General features: G+C 59.0%; 13 protein-coding genes. 10 read left to right on the forward strand and 3 right to left on the reverse strand.

Annotated elements, in window-relative coordinates; genetic code table 11:
- Position 1: 1 nt before the first annotated feature.
- The gene (rfbA, locus tag OSC27_RS01885) at positions 2-868 is read left to right on the forward strand and encodes a glucose-1-phosphate thymidylyltransferase RfbA (RefSeq protein ID WP_267179716.1); all 867 of its coding nucleotides are present in this window, start codon (positions 2-4) and stop codon (positions 866-868) included.
- Here rfbA and OSC27_RS01890 read toward each other — a convergent pair.
- Positions 838-1,764: a glycosyltransferase gene (locus OSC27_RS01890; RefSeq protein ID WP_267179717.1), complete on the reverse strand. Its 927-nt coding sequence runs from the start codon at positions 1,762-1,764 to the stop codon at positions 838-840. The two genes, rfbA and OSC27_RS01890, sit on opposite strands and share 31 nt — an antisense overlap.
- Before the next feature lie 101 nt (positions 1,765-1,865).
- On the opposite strand from OSC27_RS01890, the gene OSC27_RS01895 reads away from it, so the two are divergent.
- From OSC27_RS01895 to OSC27_RS01935, 9 genes are all read left to right on the forward strand, one after another.
- Entirely contained in the window at positions 1,866-2,702 is an 837-nt protein-coding gene (locus OSC27_RS01895) for an ABC transporter permease (RefSeq protein ID WP_267179718.1), read from the forward strand.
- Entirely contained in the window at positions 2,699-3,442 is a 744-nt protein-coding gene (locus tag OSC27_RS01900) for an ABC transporter ATP-binding protein (RefSeq protein ID WP_267179719.1), read from the forward strand. The genes OSC27_RS01895 and OSC27_RS01900 overlap by 4 nt, the downstream gene beginning before the upstream one ends.
- Positions 3,439-4,326, forward strand: coding sequence for a glycosyltransferase (locus OSC27_RS01905; protein WP_267179720.1), 888 nt, complete (start codon positions 3,439-3,441; stop codon positions 4,324-4,326). Before OSC27_RS01900 ends, OSC27_RS01905 begins: the two co-directional genes overlap by 4 nt.
- Positions 4,307-5,560 carry an acyltransferase gene (locus OSC27_RS01910; protein WP_323373954.1) on the forward strand — a complete coding sequence of 418 codons (1,254 nt, stop codon included), beginning with the start codon at positions 4,307-4,309 and terminating at the stop codon, positions 5,558-5,560. The genes OSC27_RS01905 and OSC27_RS01910 overlap by 20 nt, the downstream gene beginning before the upstream one ends.
- Positions 5,557-6,615 carry a glycosyltransferase family 2 protein gene (locus OSC27_RS01915; RefSeq protein ID WP_267179722.1) on the forward strand — a complete coding sequence of 353 codons (1,059 nt, stop codon included), beginning with the start codon at positions 5,557-5,559 and terminating at the stop codon, positions 6,613-6,615. The genes OSC27_RS01910 and OSC27_RS01915 overlap by 4 nt, the downstream gene beginning before the upstream one ends.
- A gap of 2,087 nt (positions 6,616-8,702) precedes the next feature.
- Entirely contained in the window at positions 8,703-10,682 is a 1,980-nt protein-coding gene (locus tag OSC27_RS01920; protein WP_267179723.1) for a hypothetical protein, read from the forward strand.
- Between the two features lie 4 nt (positions 10,683-10,686).
- The gene (locus OSC27_RS01925) at positions 10,687-13,170 is read left to right on the forward strand and encodes a glycosyltransferase (protein ID WP_267179724.1); all 2,484 of its coding nucleotides are present in this window, start codon (positions 10,687-10,689) and stop codon (positions 13,168-13,170) included.
- 17 nt (positions 13,171-13,187) lie between these two features.
- Positions 13,188-14,156 (forward strand): glycosyltransferase family 2 protein, encoded by a 969-nt coding sequence (locus OSC27_RS01930; protein WP_267179725.1) that lies wholly within the window; start codon positions 13,188-13,190, stop codon positions 14,154-14,156.
- A gap of 51 nt (positions 14,157-14,207) precedes the next feature.
- Positions 14,208-15,779, forward strand: coding sequence for a DUF2142 domain-containing protein (locus OSC27_RS01935; protein WP_267179726.1), 1,572 nt, complete (start codon positions 14,208-14,210; stop codon positions 15,777-15,779).
- Here OSC27_RS01935 and OSC27_RS01940 read toward each other — a convergent pair.
- Both OSC27_RS01940 and OSC27_RS01945 read right to left on the reverse strand, forming a co-directional pair.
- Complete coding sequence (locus tag OSC27_RS01940; RefSeq protein ID WP_267179727.1) at positions 15,762-16,166, reverse strand: DUF2304 domain-containing protein; 405 nt, start codon at positions 16,164-16,166, stop codon at positions 15,762-15,764. The two genes, OSC27_RS01935 and OSC27_RS01940, sit on opposite strands and share 18 nt — an antisense overlap.
- On the reverse strand, positions 16,166-16,864 hold the full coding sequence (locus OSC27_RS01945; RefSeq protein ID WP_267179728.1) for a glycosyltransferase family 2 protein: 699 nt from the start codon (positions 16,862-16,864) through the stop codon (positions 16,166-16,168). The genes OSC27_RS01940 and OSC27_RS01945 overlap by 1 nt, the downstream gene beginning before the upstream one ends.
- Between the last annotated feature and the right edge of the window lie 59 nt (positions 16,865-16,923).

Below are 16,923 nucleotides of genomic sequence, written 5' to 3' on the forward strand. Positions count from 1 at the left end.
CATGCGCGGAATCATTCTCGCCGGCGGCTCGGGCTCGCGGCTGTGGCCGATCACCAAAGGCATCTCGAAGCAGCTCATGCCCATCTACGACAAGCCGATGATCTATTACCCGTTGTCGACGCTGATGATGGCTGGCATCAACGAGATCCTCATCATCACCACGCCCGAGTACAACTCGCAGTTCCGCGCGTTGCTCGGCGATGGGTCCCAGCTCGGCATCCGCATCGAATACGCCGTGCAGCCCTCGCCAGATGGCCTTGCGCAGGCGTTCATCATCGGTGAAGAGTTCATCGGCGATGACAGCGTTGCGCTCGTGCTTGGCGACAACATCTTCCACGGCACCGGTCTCGGGTCTGCTCTGCAGAACCACAACGACATCGAAGGTGCCGTGATCTTCGCCTACCAGGTGAGTGACCCCACGGCCTACGGCGTCGTCGAATTTGATGACGATTTCAGGGCACTGTCGATCGAGGAGAAGCCGGCTCAGCCGAAGAGCAACTACGCGGTGCCCGGCCTCTACTTCTACGACAACTCGGTCGTCGAGATTGCCAAGACGATCGAGCCGAGTGCTCGCGGAGAGCTCGAGATCTCCACCGTCAACGAACGCTATCTCGAGCGCGGCAATCTTCATGTCCAGGTGCTGGATAGAGGCACGGCCTGGCTCGACACGGGCACATTCGAGTCAATGATGCAGGCCTCGGAATACGTGCGCGTTATCGAGGACCGACAGGGTTTCAAGATCGGCTGCATCGAAGAGATCGCCTGGCGCCAGGGCTGGATCGACCGGTCTCAGATTGTGGAGTTGGCGAAGCCGCTGGAGAAAAGCGGATACGGCCGCTACTTGTCCAGATTATTGACGACAGCCTGATCTCCGAGGGCTCGAGACCTTAGCTCTCGGCGTTGCAGTAGCCGGGAACGTACGTTCAGTCCCACCGTCAAAAAGACTCGCACCGGCCAGAGCAACGGGTTCGAATACTTTCTGGCTAGGAAGCGCCGGGCACTCTCGTGATGGGCGGCAATCATCGCAGCCGATTCACCTTCAGTTGCGTGTGCTCCGACATGCTTAGCGCTTACGTCCGGCACGTAGACGTTGCGCCAGCCCGCCTGTCCGAGCCGGTACCCGAGATCCACGTCTTCGAAGTACATGAAGTACCTAGAATCGAAACCACCGAGAGCCTCGAACGCCCGTCGACGCACAAGCAAGCAGGAGCCGGAGAGCCATCCGGCATCGCGCTGCTTGTCAGCATCGCCGCTTTCGTTCCGGTAGACGCGCGTCCAGGGGTTGTTGATCCACAGGTTGGCGAAGAGAGCGTGTCCAATTCCGGTACGAAGAGATGGAATAGTTCTTGCCGACGGATAGACGTTTCCTTCGAGAGTAATGATCGCTGGCCCTACCGATCCAATTGTCGGGTCGGCGCTCCCGACGTGGACAAGCCGGTCAATTGTGCCCACACCGAGTTCGACATCTGGATTGGATATCAAGATCCACTCGATCGACTCAGGTAAATCCGCGGCGGCGGCGTTCATCCCACCTCCATAACCTGGATTCATAGGCAGTGGAAGGTAGTGTGCTCCATAATCTTCGGCGAGTTCACGTACTCGAGACAACGGGCCCGGCTTGTTGTCGGCGATGATGAGGAGCGGCTTAGTGGCGCAGGCCGAATTGACCGACGTCAAAAAGCCCGGCAGCACCGCTTCCGACCCATAGCTCACCGTAATTACGGCGACAGCGGGCGAGTCATCGGAGAAATGAGGGGGAGTCATACGGCAGCCATCCTAATTGGGTGCGCCTGTGAGCGGGCTACCACGCAAAGTGAGTTACATTGGTCTGCGGCAATTCATGGTCCGCCGAAGCGAGGAAAGCGATGTCAATCCTGAAGGAGATCCTCTCTTCACGCGAACTTCTGCTGAATCTCACTCTGAGAGAAATCAAAGGCCAATACAAGCGGACGGTGTTCGGCCAGCTTTGGTCGTTGGTCAACCCGCTTGCATCAATGCTGGTGTACACGATTGTCTTCGCGTTTATCATTCGAGTCCAGCCGGACCCCGGAAAGCCGAGCGGCCTGAACATATTCGTGTTGTGGCTGCTCTGCGCTCTCCTCCCATGGACGTTCTTCGCGACAGTCCTCAACAAGGGTATGGCGTCTCTGGTGACGAACGCAGGCCTCGTTCAGAAGGTCTACTTCTCGCGAATAACCCTTCCTTTGTCGACGGTGGGTTCGGTCGGCTTCAACTGGCTGTTTGAGATGGCTGTTCTGCTGATTGTGCTGATGCTTTGCGGCGCCTTCGTGCTGCCGTGGATTCCACTGCTGATCGTGCAGATGATATTGCTCGCAGCGTTTGCGACCGGCTTAGCGCTGTTGCTATCCATTGCCAACGTGCACTTCCGCGATACTCAGTACTTCGTCACGATCCTGCTTCAAATCTGGATGTACCTGACGCCTATCATCTATCCGATTAATCTTGTCGAGGCTCAATCGGGGTCAACCGGAGGACTATTGGGCACGAATATCACCGTCCTCGACATCTACAATCTGAATCCGATGGTGCCTTTTGTGAATGTCTTCCGTCAGCTGCTATACGATAATCGCTGGCCGAACCCCGCTGACTTTTTACTCTGCGTCGTATGGTCCATCGCCGCACTCGTTGTAGGTCTTTGGGTCTTTCGCCGTAGCGAGAAGAAGCTGGCGGAACTCCTGTGAGCGAAGTTGCGGTCAGCGTCGAAAATGTCGGAAAGAAGTTCCGGCTCTACCACGAACGTAACCAATCACTCAAAGCAGCGATTATGCGCAGGCGAGTTTCTGTGCACGAGGACTTTTGGGCGCTGAACGACGTATCGTTCGCGGTCCCCGCTGGAACCACCTTTGGCCTCATCGGCAGCAACGGGTCAGGCAAATCAACGCTGCTCAAGTGCTTGTCGAAGATCTACTACCCAGATCGCGGCACAATCACGCACAACGGTCGCCTTGCTGGGCTACTGGAAGTCGGGTCAGGTTTTCACCCAGAACTGTCGGGCCGAGAGAACATCTTTCTCAACGGCTCGATTTTGGGCATGGCCAAGAAGGAAGTCGCCGCAAAGTTCGACGAAATCGTGGAATTCTCCGGCGTAGGCCAGTTTATCGATCAGCCCGTGAAGAACTACTCATCGGGCATGTACGTTCGGCTCGGATTTTCCATCGCTATCAACGTCAATCCCGACATCCTTGTTGTGGACGAAGTCCTCGCTGTTGGCGACACCGACTTTCAAGAGAAATGTCGCCAAAAATTCATCGACTTGAAGACAGCGGGAAAGACGGTCATCTTGGTGTCGCATTCGATGGGGCAGGTGCGTGAAATGTGCGACCAGGTAGCGTGGCTCAACAATGGAGACCTTGTGGCCATCGGGGACTCTGGTCCAACGATTGACAAGTATCTGAGGTCCTTGGACGGAGTGTCTGAATGACGAGTCTGTCTATTCAGACAATCCTTTACGAGAATTCTCCACAAGACATTCTTCGTTCGGTTTGTGCTCTAGCACACGCAGCACAATTGGCGAAAGATGCTCGGAGCGTCAATGACTGGGAAATTGCCGTGGGCGACTCGTCTCCAGAACCGGTGTTCGCTGAGGGGCTTCTCGCTCAGTTGAGAGAGATAGTTGAGGCGGCGGGCGGATCTTTCCGGTATCAGTTCTTCGGCGCGAATCTTGGACACGGTGGCGGCCATAATGTCGTAGCATCCCAAGGCAAATCGGACGTATTGGTATTCGTGAATCCCGACGGAGTCGTAGCGCCGGATGCGTTAGCGAGGCTCATGGCAGCTCTCGGGCCGGGAGTGGGGGCAGTCGATGCCCGGCAGCTGCCTATCGAACACCCCAAAGAATTCAATTCCCGTACAGGGGAAACCGCGTGGGCGTCAGGGGCGTGTCTCGCGACTGCCCGGGAAGTATTCGACTCCGTTGGTGGGTTCGATGACGATACGTTCTTTATGTACTGCGATGACGTCGACTACTCTTGGCGCGTGAAACTTGCAGGGTTCGCGGTGCTTCACCAGCCGTCTGCTCGGCTATTTCACGACAAGCGCCTTTCTTCCGGAGCAACTTATTTGCCAGGGGACGCAGAGGTGTACTACTCGGCCGAGGCAGCGCTGCTGCTCGCACACAAGTATTCCCGGCAGGATGTCGTCGATCGCATCATTTCAGCCTTCCAAGCTTCGGCGTCGCCGGTCGAGGTGAAGGTACTCGCGGAATTCGAGAGGCGGCGCGCAGAGCACAGACTTCCTGCGCAAATCGACCCCGGCCATGATGTCGGTCAGTTCACGTCTGGAAACTATGCGCCACACCGCTACTGAGCCGGCCCTTCGAATTTCGGTCACAATATCGGAAGCCCTCGGAGGGCATCGGAACTCTCTCGGGCTCATCCGTCTAGTTTTGGCCGCGCTCGTCATTTTCGACCACTCTTACCCGCTTGGCGGATTCGGTATTGACCCTGTCTCGCGGCTAACCCATGGTCAAGCAACGGCAGGCAGCCTCGCTGTAGGCGGATTCTTTGCGATCAGTGGCTATCTGATTGCCAAGAGCGGCCTCAGCGGCGACGTCGTGCAGTTTATGTGGCGTCGCGTTCTTCGAATCTTCCCCGGCTATTGGACAGTGCTTATCGTTGCGGCGTTCATTGTCGCGCCCATTGTCTGGACGCTGGCGGACGGTAGCGCTGGCGACTTGTTCGCCAGCGGAACGGCAACACCACTTCAGTACATCGAGGCCAACTGGACGCTGAAGATCGGCACCTTCGGCATTCAGAACATATTCGCAGACACCACACCTTATGGCGCACTCGTTCATGCCAGCGTGCTCAATGGGTCGCTATGGTCGCTGATCTACGAGTGGAACTGCTATCTCGTGATTGGCGCGGCCGTGGCCTTCGGAGTTCTCACCAAGGCACGTTTCATCCTCCCGCTAACGACGGCCTTCTTCATGGTCGCCCAAGTCGTGAATCTGACGTCTCCAGAATCCCTCGCGTCAATCGCGCCGTTTTTGGGTGACCAGCAACGAGTGTTCCTGACCATGACGTTCCTGCTTGGCTCGTGTATCGCCTTATACCCCCAGTTCGTGCCTTATGACAATCGCCTTGGCGCGCTGTCGGCGCTGGTTGTTCTAGGCACTCTCCGACTGGGCGGGTTTCAGACGATTGGCACTCTTGCAGCCGTTTACCTTGTGCTCTTTGTTGCGGCGTGGCTGCCCAACGGGTTTCAGCGGGTCGGCGCAAAGAATGACTACTCGTACGGTGTCTATATTTATGGATTTCTCGTTCAACAATCGCTTGCCTATTTCGGCGTGACAAAGTGGGGCTTCGCTCCCTACTTCCTGCTTTCGCTCGCGCTTTCGGCTGGTTGTGCCTGGCTAAGTTGGCACCTAGTCGAAAAGCAGGCGATGCTGCTCAAGAATTGGGGTCCAGGTCACGGTTGGGCATACTGGAAGGCGCGGTTCTCGGCGCTGAGAACTCGAGATGTCGCAAACCCAGCTTCCGCGCTGCCGGAAGCCTCAGTGGGACGTTCCGGCACGAGTTCAGCGCAGGGAGAGCAATGACCTCACTTCTTATCGATCTTCTGGATTCAGTCGCGCAGTCCCCTCACGCCGACCCAGCACTGCTGACGGCTGCCGATGACCTTCGTGCGGCACTAACGCCCGACGTCACCCACGGCCCGTTTCTCACGGTGATCGTTCGAACTCAGGGACGTCGGATCGAAACTTTGAAAGATGCTTTGCTGTGCCTGGCGGCTCAGTCCTGCCAAGATTTTGACGTTATCGTTGCTGATCACGACTCCGACGAGGTGGGAGCGGTAGCAGTGCGTGCAGCCGTTGACGAGCAGGCTGTCGATTTCCGGTCAAGGATTAGCATCGCCGAAGTTAGCGGCGGGGGCCGTGCGCATCCACTGAACGTTGCCCTGTCGCGGGCAACGGGACAGTACATTGCAATCTACGACGATGATGATCTCCTTTTCGGTCACTGGGTCGAGACTTTCCGGAGCGCGGCTGAAACCGCCGGCAACCGCCTGATTCGCGCGCAGGTCGGATTGCAAAACGTGCAGCCAGAAGCTTGGCCGGACGCGGAAGCAGGATTCCTCACACTCTCCTCAATTCGGGCCGAATACCCAGAGGAGTACGATCAGCTCCGGCATATCCGCGTGAACTCGTCGCCGTTCATGGGCTGGGCATTTCCGAGGGTCCTTTTTGAGAAGCTGGGATTCCGCTTTGATGAAGAGCTCGAAGTATGCGAAGACTGGGACGTGATCCTGCGGGGGGCGTCGTTGCTCGGAGTTACGAATGCAACCGAACTCACGAGCATCTATCGGCGCTGGGAAAATGGCCGGTCTTCGTACGATGTGCACGACCTCGAAGAATGGCAGCGATCGGAATCCAGGGTGATTGAAAAACTTGATGCCATGCCTTTGGTGCTCGACAGAGGGGCGGCGACTCAGATACGACAAGTTCTTGTGTTCGAGGATGCCGCAAATGCACATGCGCACCTTCTCGCAGGCTGGACTTGGCGACTCGCGACTCCGATTCGAATCGGAGTAGGTGTGGTGAAGCGCGCTCGGCCATTTGTCGGTAGAGTTCTTCGGCGTTTCCATCTTCGCTGACCCCAGTTTCGGGGGTAATCCGGGACGCCAGGATGCGGCGATCGTAGCGGGCCGTTGGCCGTACATCCACGTACAATGGTGCGGGTACGCCTCGGAGAGCGACCGCATTCGGGGCTCATTGAGACTGGGGCCCAACGATGATACGACCACGCCGTTTGTTAGCCGCGTTCGTCGGGGCTGCGGTCACGGTCGCGGGGCTCTCGGCTGGGTTCGGGCTCGCCGGTTCTGCGGAGCCCGCTAGCGCCCTATCGGGTTCCCAGTTTCAAGCGGGACACATCATTAGCGATGCGAACTTCTACGACACGTCCTCAATGACTGTTGCCGACGTTCAGAATTTCTTCGTTTCGAAGTCATGTAATCCGAGGGACGGTGTGCCGTGCCTCGCGAATTATGTCGCGTCGACGCGCACGATTGCTGCAGACACCTCGAATGGCTGCCAGCAGTACGCCGGGTCCTCGGCCGAATCCGCTGCAAGCATTGTCGTCAAAGCAGCTCAGGCATGCGGGATAAGCCCGAAGGTGTTGCTCGTTTTGATGCAGAAAGAGCAGTCGCTGGTAACGAATCCAAGCGCCTATGGATATCAGCGAGCGATGGGTTGGGGCTGTCCGGATAGCGGCCCAAATTGGAGTGCGAACTGCGATGCCCGGTATTTTGGATTCCAGAATCAGGTGTACAAATCGGCCTGGCAGTTTCGGCAATACACTGCATTCCCCAATTCCTGGAATTACAGGATTGGTCCAACGTACATTCAGTATCATCCCGACCCCGCCTGCGGCGGGACGACCGTGAATATTGTCAACCAAGCCACAGCGAATCTCTACATCTACACTCCGTATCAACCCAATCCGTCAGCCCTCGCGAACCTCTATGGCGCGGGCGACGCGTGTGGTTCTTACGGGAATCGCAACTTTTGGCGGATTTATAGTGACTGGTTTGGCTCACCAACGGCGCCCAAGCCTCTAGGCGCGTGGCTTACCTCGTCGGGCGACGGCGGAGTGACAGTTACTGGTTGGGCGGTGTATCCGGACGCCCGCCCCGCAACCGCGTCAATCTCGGTTCAGATCGACTCAAGTTGGTATCCCCTGCAGGCGAACCTCCCTTCGCCTGGGTTAAATGCCAATTGGCCGGGAGCAGGGGACAACCATGGTTATCGGGGAACGTTTGCTGCGGAGCCCGGGAATCACAATGTATGCGTATACGTCGTCAATCGCGACGGCGGGTCGACTCGACTCGGTTGCCTGACACAGACGGTCACTCCCGCTCCAACCGGCGTCTGGTCAACTTCAGCTGGCGACGGGGGAGTGACCGTGTCTGGCTGGGCGGTGTACCCGAATGCGCTCACAACTTCGGTAAGCGTATCCGTCTCGGTCGATGGAGCTCGCTATCCTCTAACGGCGAACAAGAGGTTTGCCGGTGTAGATGCGAAATATCCGGGGGCTGGCGATATGCACGGGTACTTGGGGACTATCCCGGCCTCGCCTGGAAGTCACGAGGTATGCCTCTACCTCATTCACAAGTCGGTGGGCGAGACCAAACAGGGATGCCTGACGCAGAACGTTACGCCCGGGCCGACTGGCGTCTGGCAGCGTGCGAGCGGCGCGGGTGCTGTGCAGTTCGCGGGCTGGGCCGTATATCCAACAGCGTTAGCGACGCCGGTCGGTGTGGCTGTTGAAGTGGACGGGAATCGTTCGACGTTCGTGGCGAATCAGCCATCACCGGGTGTGGGGATCCGCTACCCGGGAGCAGGTGATTCCCACGGTTACCAGGGGTCCATCTCTGCGAGTCCCGGCGATCACGAGGTATGTCTATTCCTGCTTCACAAATCGATTGGTGAGACACGGATAGGCTGCCTCACGCAGACCGTTGTTGCGCCGAGCACGCCAGCAGTCGGCTCGTGGGAGTCTGCCACCGGCGCTGGCGGAGTGACGGTGAGCGGCTGGGCGCTCTACCCCGGCAACTATTCGAAGTCAGCGACGATCGCTGTGACCGTGGACGGTGCACGCACGGAAGCCACGGCCGACACCTCGTCTCCCGCAAGCGACTTGACCTACCCTGGCTCGGGGGGAAAGCACGGCTACTCGCTTACTGTGCCTGCCGCGGCGGGCGTCAGGCAAGTCTGCCTGTACATCATCGACAGCGGGAAGGATGTTAAACAGGGGTGCCTTCCCGTCGTTGTTGTCGCGCCGGATGCAGCGCCGACAGGCGTTTGGGAGAAGGCGACCGGCATTGATCAGATCACGGTATCGGGCTGGGCTGTCTATCCTGGTGACCTTGGCAAGGCAGTTAAAGTGTCGGTGGACGTCGATGGCAAACGAACGACGGCGACAGCCGACGAGGCATCTCCCGGCGTAGGGGCGAAATATCCCGGCGCTGGAGACAACCACGGCTACTCAATTAATATCCCCGCCTCTGCCGGAACTCATACCGTCTGCCTGTACCTTGCATATGTTTCTACGGGGGAGGCCCGTCAGGGTTGCCTCGTACAACATGTTGTCACTGCCGATTCGCCGCCGACTGGCGTGTGGGAGAAGTCGTCGGGTACGAACGGAGTGACGGTGTCAGGGTGGGCAGTCTATCCTGGCGCACTAACCAAACCGGTTGCGGTTATGGTGACAATCGATGGCGTGAGGCACTCGCTAATTGCCGGTGGTTCATCGCCGGGCATCAACTCGCGCTTCCCTGGAGCGGGCGACTCTCACGGGTACTCAGGTACTTTTCCATCCACAGTGGGATCCCATGAAGTTTGCGTCTATTTGACCACTCTTGACGGCGTAGACATAAGGCAAGGCTGCCTTACGCAGAAGGTTTCGGCACCGATTTTGCCAGCAGGAGTGTGGCAGCGCTCCTCAGGCGCGGGCGGTGTGACGGTCTCAGGGTGGGCGGTCTATCCCGACGCGAAGACGACGACGGTGAAGGGCGTGGTTACCGTTGATGGTGTCGCGCACTCGTTCACAGCAGACCAGAATTCGGCCGGGGTCGACCTGCAGTACCCAGGCGCCGGCGACGGTCACGGATACAGCACCACAGTCTCAGCTACAGCGGGGGATCACGAGGTGTGTCTTTACCTGTTTGATAGGACCGGAAATAGAGTCCGTCAAGGGTGTCTAACGCAGCTTGTGGTCGCGGTCGACGCCCCGCCTGCCGGGGTGTGGTCCTCCGTGTCAGGCGCCGGGGGAATCTCAGTGGCGGGCTGGGCGCTCTACCCGGGCGCGCTGACTACGACCGTGCCAATCACAGTCTCAATCGACGGTGTACGCACCACCATTTCCGCGAACGGCGATTTTGCGGGCACGGACGCGAAGTACCCAGGGGCTGGGGATAATCACGGCTTCTCAGTCAGCCTGCCAGCGTCCTCGGGCAGCCATAACGTCTGCGTGTTCTTTAGTAGGAATGGCGGCGGGGAAATCCAGTGGGGCTGCACGACTGTCGCCGTAATTCTTCCGAACTCGCCACCTGTCGGTACCTGGCTCTCGTCCACCGGTTTCGGAGGAGTGACTATCTCAGGATGGGCCCTGTTCCCAGGCGCATTGACCGAGACGGTCAGTATGGCGGTGCAGGTCGACTCGAGTTGGTATCCGCTCGCGGCCAACCAGTATTGGAGCGGCACGAACAAGCTCTATCCCGGGGCCGGAGACAACCACGGGTATTCGGGCACCGTTCCTGCAACTCCGGGTGACCACGAGGTCTGTGTTTATGCCAACAACCGCGACAGCGGGAGTACGCAGCTTGGGTGTCTAACCCAGAATGTTGTGCCGGCTGCGGCAGGCACCTGGGCGACGTCTGACGGGTCGAACGGGAACGTTACAGTAAGCGGCTGGGCGCTCTATCCGGACAAGCCAACTGCCACTGCCGACATCTCGGTTGAAATCGATGGTGCGGCTCAAAGTTTTCCCGCTGCGCAGCCGTCCCCGGGTGTCGGCACCATCTTCCCAGGGGCAGGAGACTCCCACGGATACGCAGTCGCGATCCCCGCCGCCGCCGGGACGCACCAAGTCTGCGTGTACGTCCTCGGGCCGGGCACGACAAAGACCAGATTGGGCTGTCTCAGCCAAGCCGTGACACCATGAGGTCGTGACTCTTCAATACACTCCCGGGCTGGTCTCAGTCATCCTTGTCAACTTCCGGGGTGCGGATGACACGGTTGTGGCGCTCGAAAGATTGCGCCAAGTGGACTGGCCCCTCGAAGCGCTAGAGGTTGTGGTTGTCGAGAACGGGTCGGCGGACGACAGCGCTTCCAAAATCCGGGCAGCGGCACCTTGGGCGGTTCTCGTAGAATCGCCAGCAAATCTCGGGTTCGCTGGAGGAAGCAACTTGGGTGCCGCTAGAGCGAAAGGAGAATATCTTGCATTCCTGAACAATGATGCGCGGCCGGATGCCAAGTGGATTTCAGCCGCCGTCAGCGCGTTCGCCAGTTCGGAAGGCATCGGAGCGGTCGCGAGCAAAGTGTTGGACTGGGACGGTAGGCTCGTTGACTTCGTCGGCGCTGGGCTCACTTGGTTCGGCATGGGGTACAAGCCCCTCGTCGGCGCCAAGCCAGACAAGCATTCAGACCAGGCTCGGGACGTCTTGTTCGGAACTGGTTCCGCCATGTTCGTTCGGCGCTCCGTCTTCGAAGAACTGGGCGGATTCGACAAGGAATTCTTCATGTTTTTTGAGGATGTAGACCTTGGGTGGCGACTCAACCTCCTCGGTTGGCGATTCCGTTATGTTCCGGAGTCAATCGCGTACCACCGTCACCACGGTGCGGCAGGGAAATTCGGCGAGTACAGGGAAACTTACTTCCTCGAGCGGAATGCGCTTGCCACGCTGTACAAGAACCTCGACGCGGAAAGCCTAGATAGAGTGCTCGCCCCCGCGATCGCACTTGTCGTTCGCCGCAGCATTGCCAAAGGGGAGATCGATTCAGGGACGTTCGATTATCGTGCTGACGATGACGACCGCAGGCAATCAATGCAGGTCAGCAAATCTGTTCTGGCGGGCATTTTCGGCATCGATCAGTACATAGAAATGCTGCCGCACCTTGTCGCTGCCCGCGAAAAGGTTCAGAGTACGCGCCGCGTGTCCGACCGCAAGCTGCGTCCGCTCTTCGGTCGGCTCGATGTACCCGCGTTCGGCGGCCGACAGTACCTGGACGGCTACGATAGCCTGACGAATGCCTTCGACGTGCTTGAGGAGCCTCGCGCGACGAGGGTGTTAATTGTCACAGGAGATCCGCTTGGAGCACAGGTCGCCGGGCCCGCCATCCGAGCGTGGAATATGGCGGACCAGCTGGCCGCCGAGAACGAGGTCACCCTAGTTACCCTGTCCTCGCTAGAGCCGCAAGATGCGCCATTCAGCCTTGCGGCGGTAAGGCCCGGCGACGATCATGCGTTCCGGCGATTCGAAAGCTGGGCCGACGTGATCGTTTTTCAAGGGCATGCGATCGCCCTATTCCCGTCTCTTCGGAAGACACGCAAGATCGTGGTAGCCGACGTCTACGACCCGATTCACCTCGAACAACTCGAACAGGGCCGAGAGTTGCCGCGCGGCGCGTGGGATCGCCAGGTCTCCGATGCAACTGCTGTACTCAACGAGCAACTCGAGCGGGCCGATTTCCTTCTGTGCGCTTCGGAGCGGCAACGTCACTTTTTCCTCGGCCAGCTGGCGGCGCTGGGCCGGATTAACCCCGAGTCCTATCTTGCGGACAACGACCTACGCAAACTAATCGATGTGGCGCCATTCGGGCTTTCTCGAACTCCACCTGTCCACACCAGAGACGCTCTGCGGGGTGTTGCTCCAGGAATTGGGTCCAACGACAAGCTGTTGCTTTGGGGTGGGGGCTTGTACAACTGGTTCGATCCTCACACACTTATCCGGGCTGTCGCGGAGCTGAGCGAGACCAGGTCAGACGTCCGGCTCTTCTTCCAAGGTACGAAGCACCCGAACCCGCACGTACCTGAGATGCGGATCGTGGCAGAGTCACGGGCTCTTGCCGCCGACCTCGGCGTGCTCGACTCAGCGGTGTTCTTCAACGAGGCTTGGGTCGCTTTCGATGATCGGCAGAACTACCTGCTCGAGGCAGATGCAGGAGTGAGCACTCATCACGCCCACATCGAGACAACGTTCTCGTTCCGCACGCGGATTCTCGACTATCTTTGGGCAGGGTTGCCTATGGTCGTCACGGAAGGTGACAGTTTCGCCGACCTGGTTGAGGCGGAGGGCCTAGGAATCGTCGTGCCGCCGCAGGACGTTCGCGCCCTGACGGCCGCGCTCGAGAAGGCCCTCTACGACAAGGAGTTCATAGCACAGTGCCGGGCAAACGTAGAGCGGGTTCGTCAGTCGTTCTACTGGGATCGCGCGCTGGCGCCCCTTGTTGAATTCATGCGGAGTCCTTCACGTGCGGCAGATCGATTCGGGACCAATCCTGAGCGAGCAGCGGGCGGCAGCAGGCGGACGGGAAAGTCGTATGGGTTTGGCCGGGACTTCCAGCTGGCGCTACTTCACTTACGTGAGAGCGGCTTGAGGGCTGTGATCGGAAAAGTAGCTCGGCGCTTGCGATCGCGTTTCGGCCGATGAGAGCTGAACGACCCACTGTGGCGGTTGCACTGTGCACCCACAATGGAGAGCGGTATATCGGCCGGCAACTGGCCAGCATCTTGAAGCAAAGCGAGCAACCGGTCGAGATCGTGGTTTCCGACGATGCTTCGGTAGATCGCACCGTCGAAATTGTGCGGGAGATTGCCAGTGCAGTGCCGGAGGGCGGTCCGAGGATTACCTTACTGCAGAACGATTCTGCCCTCGGTATCGCTGCCAATTTTGCGCAGGCAATGCTCGCTACTTCGGCCGAGCTGGTCGCGCTCTGCGATCAGGACGATATCTGGCACGAAGACAAGGTGCGCCGGGCGGTGGATGAGTTTGCTCGGTCGTCCGAAACGACCCTCGTACATTCGAACGCGCGCCTCGTCGACAGAAATGAGATGCCGCTCGGCACAGACTTGCTGCATTCTCTGGGTGTGTCGCGCCGGGAGCGCGAGAGCATTGCGGCGGGTAACGCCCTGTACGTGTTCCTTCGCCGCAACCTCGTGACGGGCGCGACCGCGACTGTTTGCCGCCGAGTAGTCGACTTAGCCTTGCCAGTCCCGGACGGGTGGCTGCACGATGAGTGGCTGGCGGTCGTGGCTTCGGCAATTGGGCGGGTCGTTCTCCTCGATGAGCAGCTCATTGACTATCGCCAGCACGGTCACAATCAAATCGGCGCGGAGAAGATCACGATGGCCGGCAGATTTGAACGGATTCGAGAAAGGAGGACCGAGCGGAACGCTCGGCTGCTTGAGCGTGCACATTCATTGGCGACGCGGTTCAGTGCGGGAGAACCTGCTGTTCCAGAGCGCGTACTGCTCGAGGTAGATGCGAAGCTTGCCCATGAACAGAAGCGCTCGAAGCTTAACCACAGCCGGATCTTGCGCGTTGGTCCCGTTATCGTTGAATGGTACTTGGGGCGATACTCGCGCTACGGTCGGGGGTGGAAGGATATCGCCCGAGATCTTCTACAGCCAGAGTGAGCGCGTTCGAACGAGCGAAACGTTCCGACAGACTCCGGTAACCTGAACCTCATGTCTTTTGCTCCTGCTCCCGGCCTGGACGCAGCACTGCCTAGGCCGGGGCGGCGTCGATCTGGCAGCTTGCGTTGGCTAGTACTTGCTCCAGTCCTTGCCTTCATCGCGTTAGCCTGCTGGGCCGTATCCTCGCCTGTCGGATCCAGTCCAGACGAGGACTTTCATCTAACTAGCATCTGGTGCGCCGGTGGTAATCAGCCGGGTACTTGCGAGACGACGGGGAACCCTGCCCGGAGAGTCGTCCCTGAGGCGCTCGTCGAGTCGGCGTGTTTCGCTCATAAGCCCAGTGTCAGTGGCGCGTGCCAGGCAGGTATTGACTTTGACCCCTCGGACACAGTCGTAACCGACAGAGGAAGCTTCCTCCACAACTACCCGCCGGTGTTCTACGCGACCATGCACGTTTTCGTGTCGTCGAAAATTGGGCTATCAGTCGTTATCATGCGTCTGGTCAACGCGCTATATTTTGTCGGCGTTGCGACTCTTCTGTGGTTTCTTTTGCCCCGGCGTCTCAAATCCACACTCGTGTGGCAATGGGTGATCACCATGGTTCCGCTAGGGCTGTTCCTAATACCTTCGGTAAACCCAAGTTCGTGGGCAATCACCGGTATCGGTGCCTCTTGGATTGCCCTTTACGGCTTCTTCCAGTCCGAAGGAAAGAAGAAGCTAGGTCTCGGTGTTGTGTACTCGCTGACAACGTTCCTCGCGGCAGGAGCACGCGGCGATGCGGCGATCTTCGAGATACTGACGGCGGCCGTCGTGTGCTTTCTCGCGTTCCGGCCCAAACGACGCTTTGCCTGGGAAGCTGTCCTACCGATCGTGCTCGCGGCCGTCGCACTGATGTTTTACCTAACCTCACAGCAGTCAGGGGTCATTACCACAGGACTGCCGGAGGACACGGCTGGTGGTACCGTTCCGCTGCCAGCCAAGCCGAGCGCGCTCTCCATCCTGGTGAATAACCTGCTGAACTCGCCGTCGTTGGTGATCGGCGTCTTTGGCTCGTGGGAACTTGGCTGGCTGGATACGGCGCTGCCTGTTGTCGTTTGGGCGTTCGGCTCCCTGGTCTTCGCAGGTGTGTCTTTCGGCGCGTTACGTTCCTCTGACTGGCGCAAGATCGTGAGTGTCGCTGGCGTCGCATTGGTTGTTTGGCTGTTGCCGGTCTATATCCTCCAGCGCAGTCTCTCCATCGTTGGCACACAGGTGCAGGCGCGATATATTCTGCCGCTGATCGTGCTGCTCGGCGGTCTGCTACTCCTTCAAACGGGTACGCGCGCATGGATGCTGACCGGGCTCCAGCGTACGGTTGTGGTCGGCGCGCTGTCTGTAAGTCAGGCAGTCTCATTGCACTACAACTTCAAGCGATATGTGAGTGGTGTCGGAAGCGGAGGCGGATTAGATCTTGACAACAAGGCGCAGTGGTGGTGGGGAATCCCAGTTGGTCCTATGGCGATCTGGGTGATCGGAGCCATCGCGTTTGCCGTCATGCTGGCGATAATCGCGCGCGAACTGCAACAGTATGACGAGGTGCTTCCGAGGCGGCGAAAGCAGGAGCCCTTACCGAACCTCACCTGATGGAGTTTCGGGGACTTGTCGCGTATCGCCCTGCTCCGGCTCGCCTTCCAGGGTCCGCACGCGAAGCTCCAAGAGAGTGTGCTGTTCGACGAGGGCTCGGTTCTGGCTCTCGATCTTGGTTAGCTCAGAGCTGTGCTGCAGGCACACTAGAAACAGGATGATAAGGCTGACGAAGAAGACCAGATTGATAGGGATGGTGATGCCGATCAGGTCTGCCGCCCAGGTGAGAATCGACGGGAAGACACCGATGACCAGCGCAAAGAGGCCGGCAACGAGCCACCAGATCGCGTGGCGCTCGCGTAGTCTGCGACGGCGCAGCATCTCGACTACAACGAATAGGACGAATAGCGCCGCGACAATCCCGAAGACGTAGCTGGTCGCGTTCATTATTCGAATCCTTCCCGAAAGGCGATGCCGGGTCGAGCGAAGGCAAAGACCACTGCGAGAGCGACGCGACCCAGATAGACAGCAGAGCGGAACGGGTTATGTGATGGCACGCCTGCTGCTCGTTCTCGCATCGAGACCGGCAGTTGTGTCACACGAAAACCGGCGCGGCATGCGATCACTAGCGATTCGATCGTGTCGCCGAGGTACTCGGCGGGGTAGTGCTCTGCGAACAGCGCTATGGCCCGTGGTCCGGAGGCCCGGAAACCACTCGTCGGGTCAGTCAGCTTGGCCTTCGCTGTGTGGCTGAGAATGCGAGCGAGGAGAGCGATTGCCCAGCGCCTGGGACCACGGACTTTGTAGGTACCTTTGCCGGCGAACCGGGCGCCTAATGCGAGATCAGAGTCGCTGAGGAGCGCGATTAACTCCCTAACGTCGCCCGGATCGTGTTGACCGTCAGCATCAACTTGCACAACGGCGCGGAAACCGTGCGCGCGCGCGTAGGCGAAGCCGACGCGCATTGCGCCGCCAACCCCCAGATTGAACGGCAAGGAGGCGACATGGGCCCCAGCCGCGCGCGCAACAGCCGCGGTCGCGTCTACAGAGCCATCGTCCACGACGAGGCAGGTCGCTCGGGGAAGCTTGTCGTATACCTCGCGGACGACGGCACCCACCGAGCCCTCTTCGTTGTATGCCGGCATGACGATGAGGGTCTCTGACAGGCTGGGGGGAATGACGGTTCCTCTCACTATCTAGTACC

The sequence above is a fragment of the Microbacterium sp. STN6 genome (assembly GCF_026410545.1).
Taxonomy (GTDB): domain Bacteria; phylum Actinomycetota; class Actinomycetes; order Actinomycetales; family Microbacteriaceae; genus Root112D2.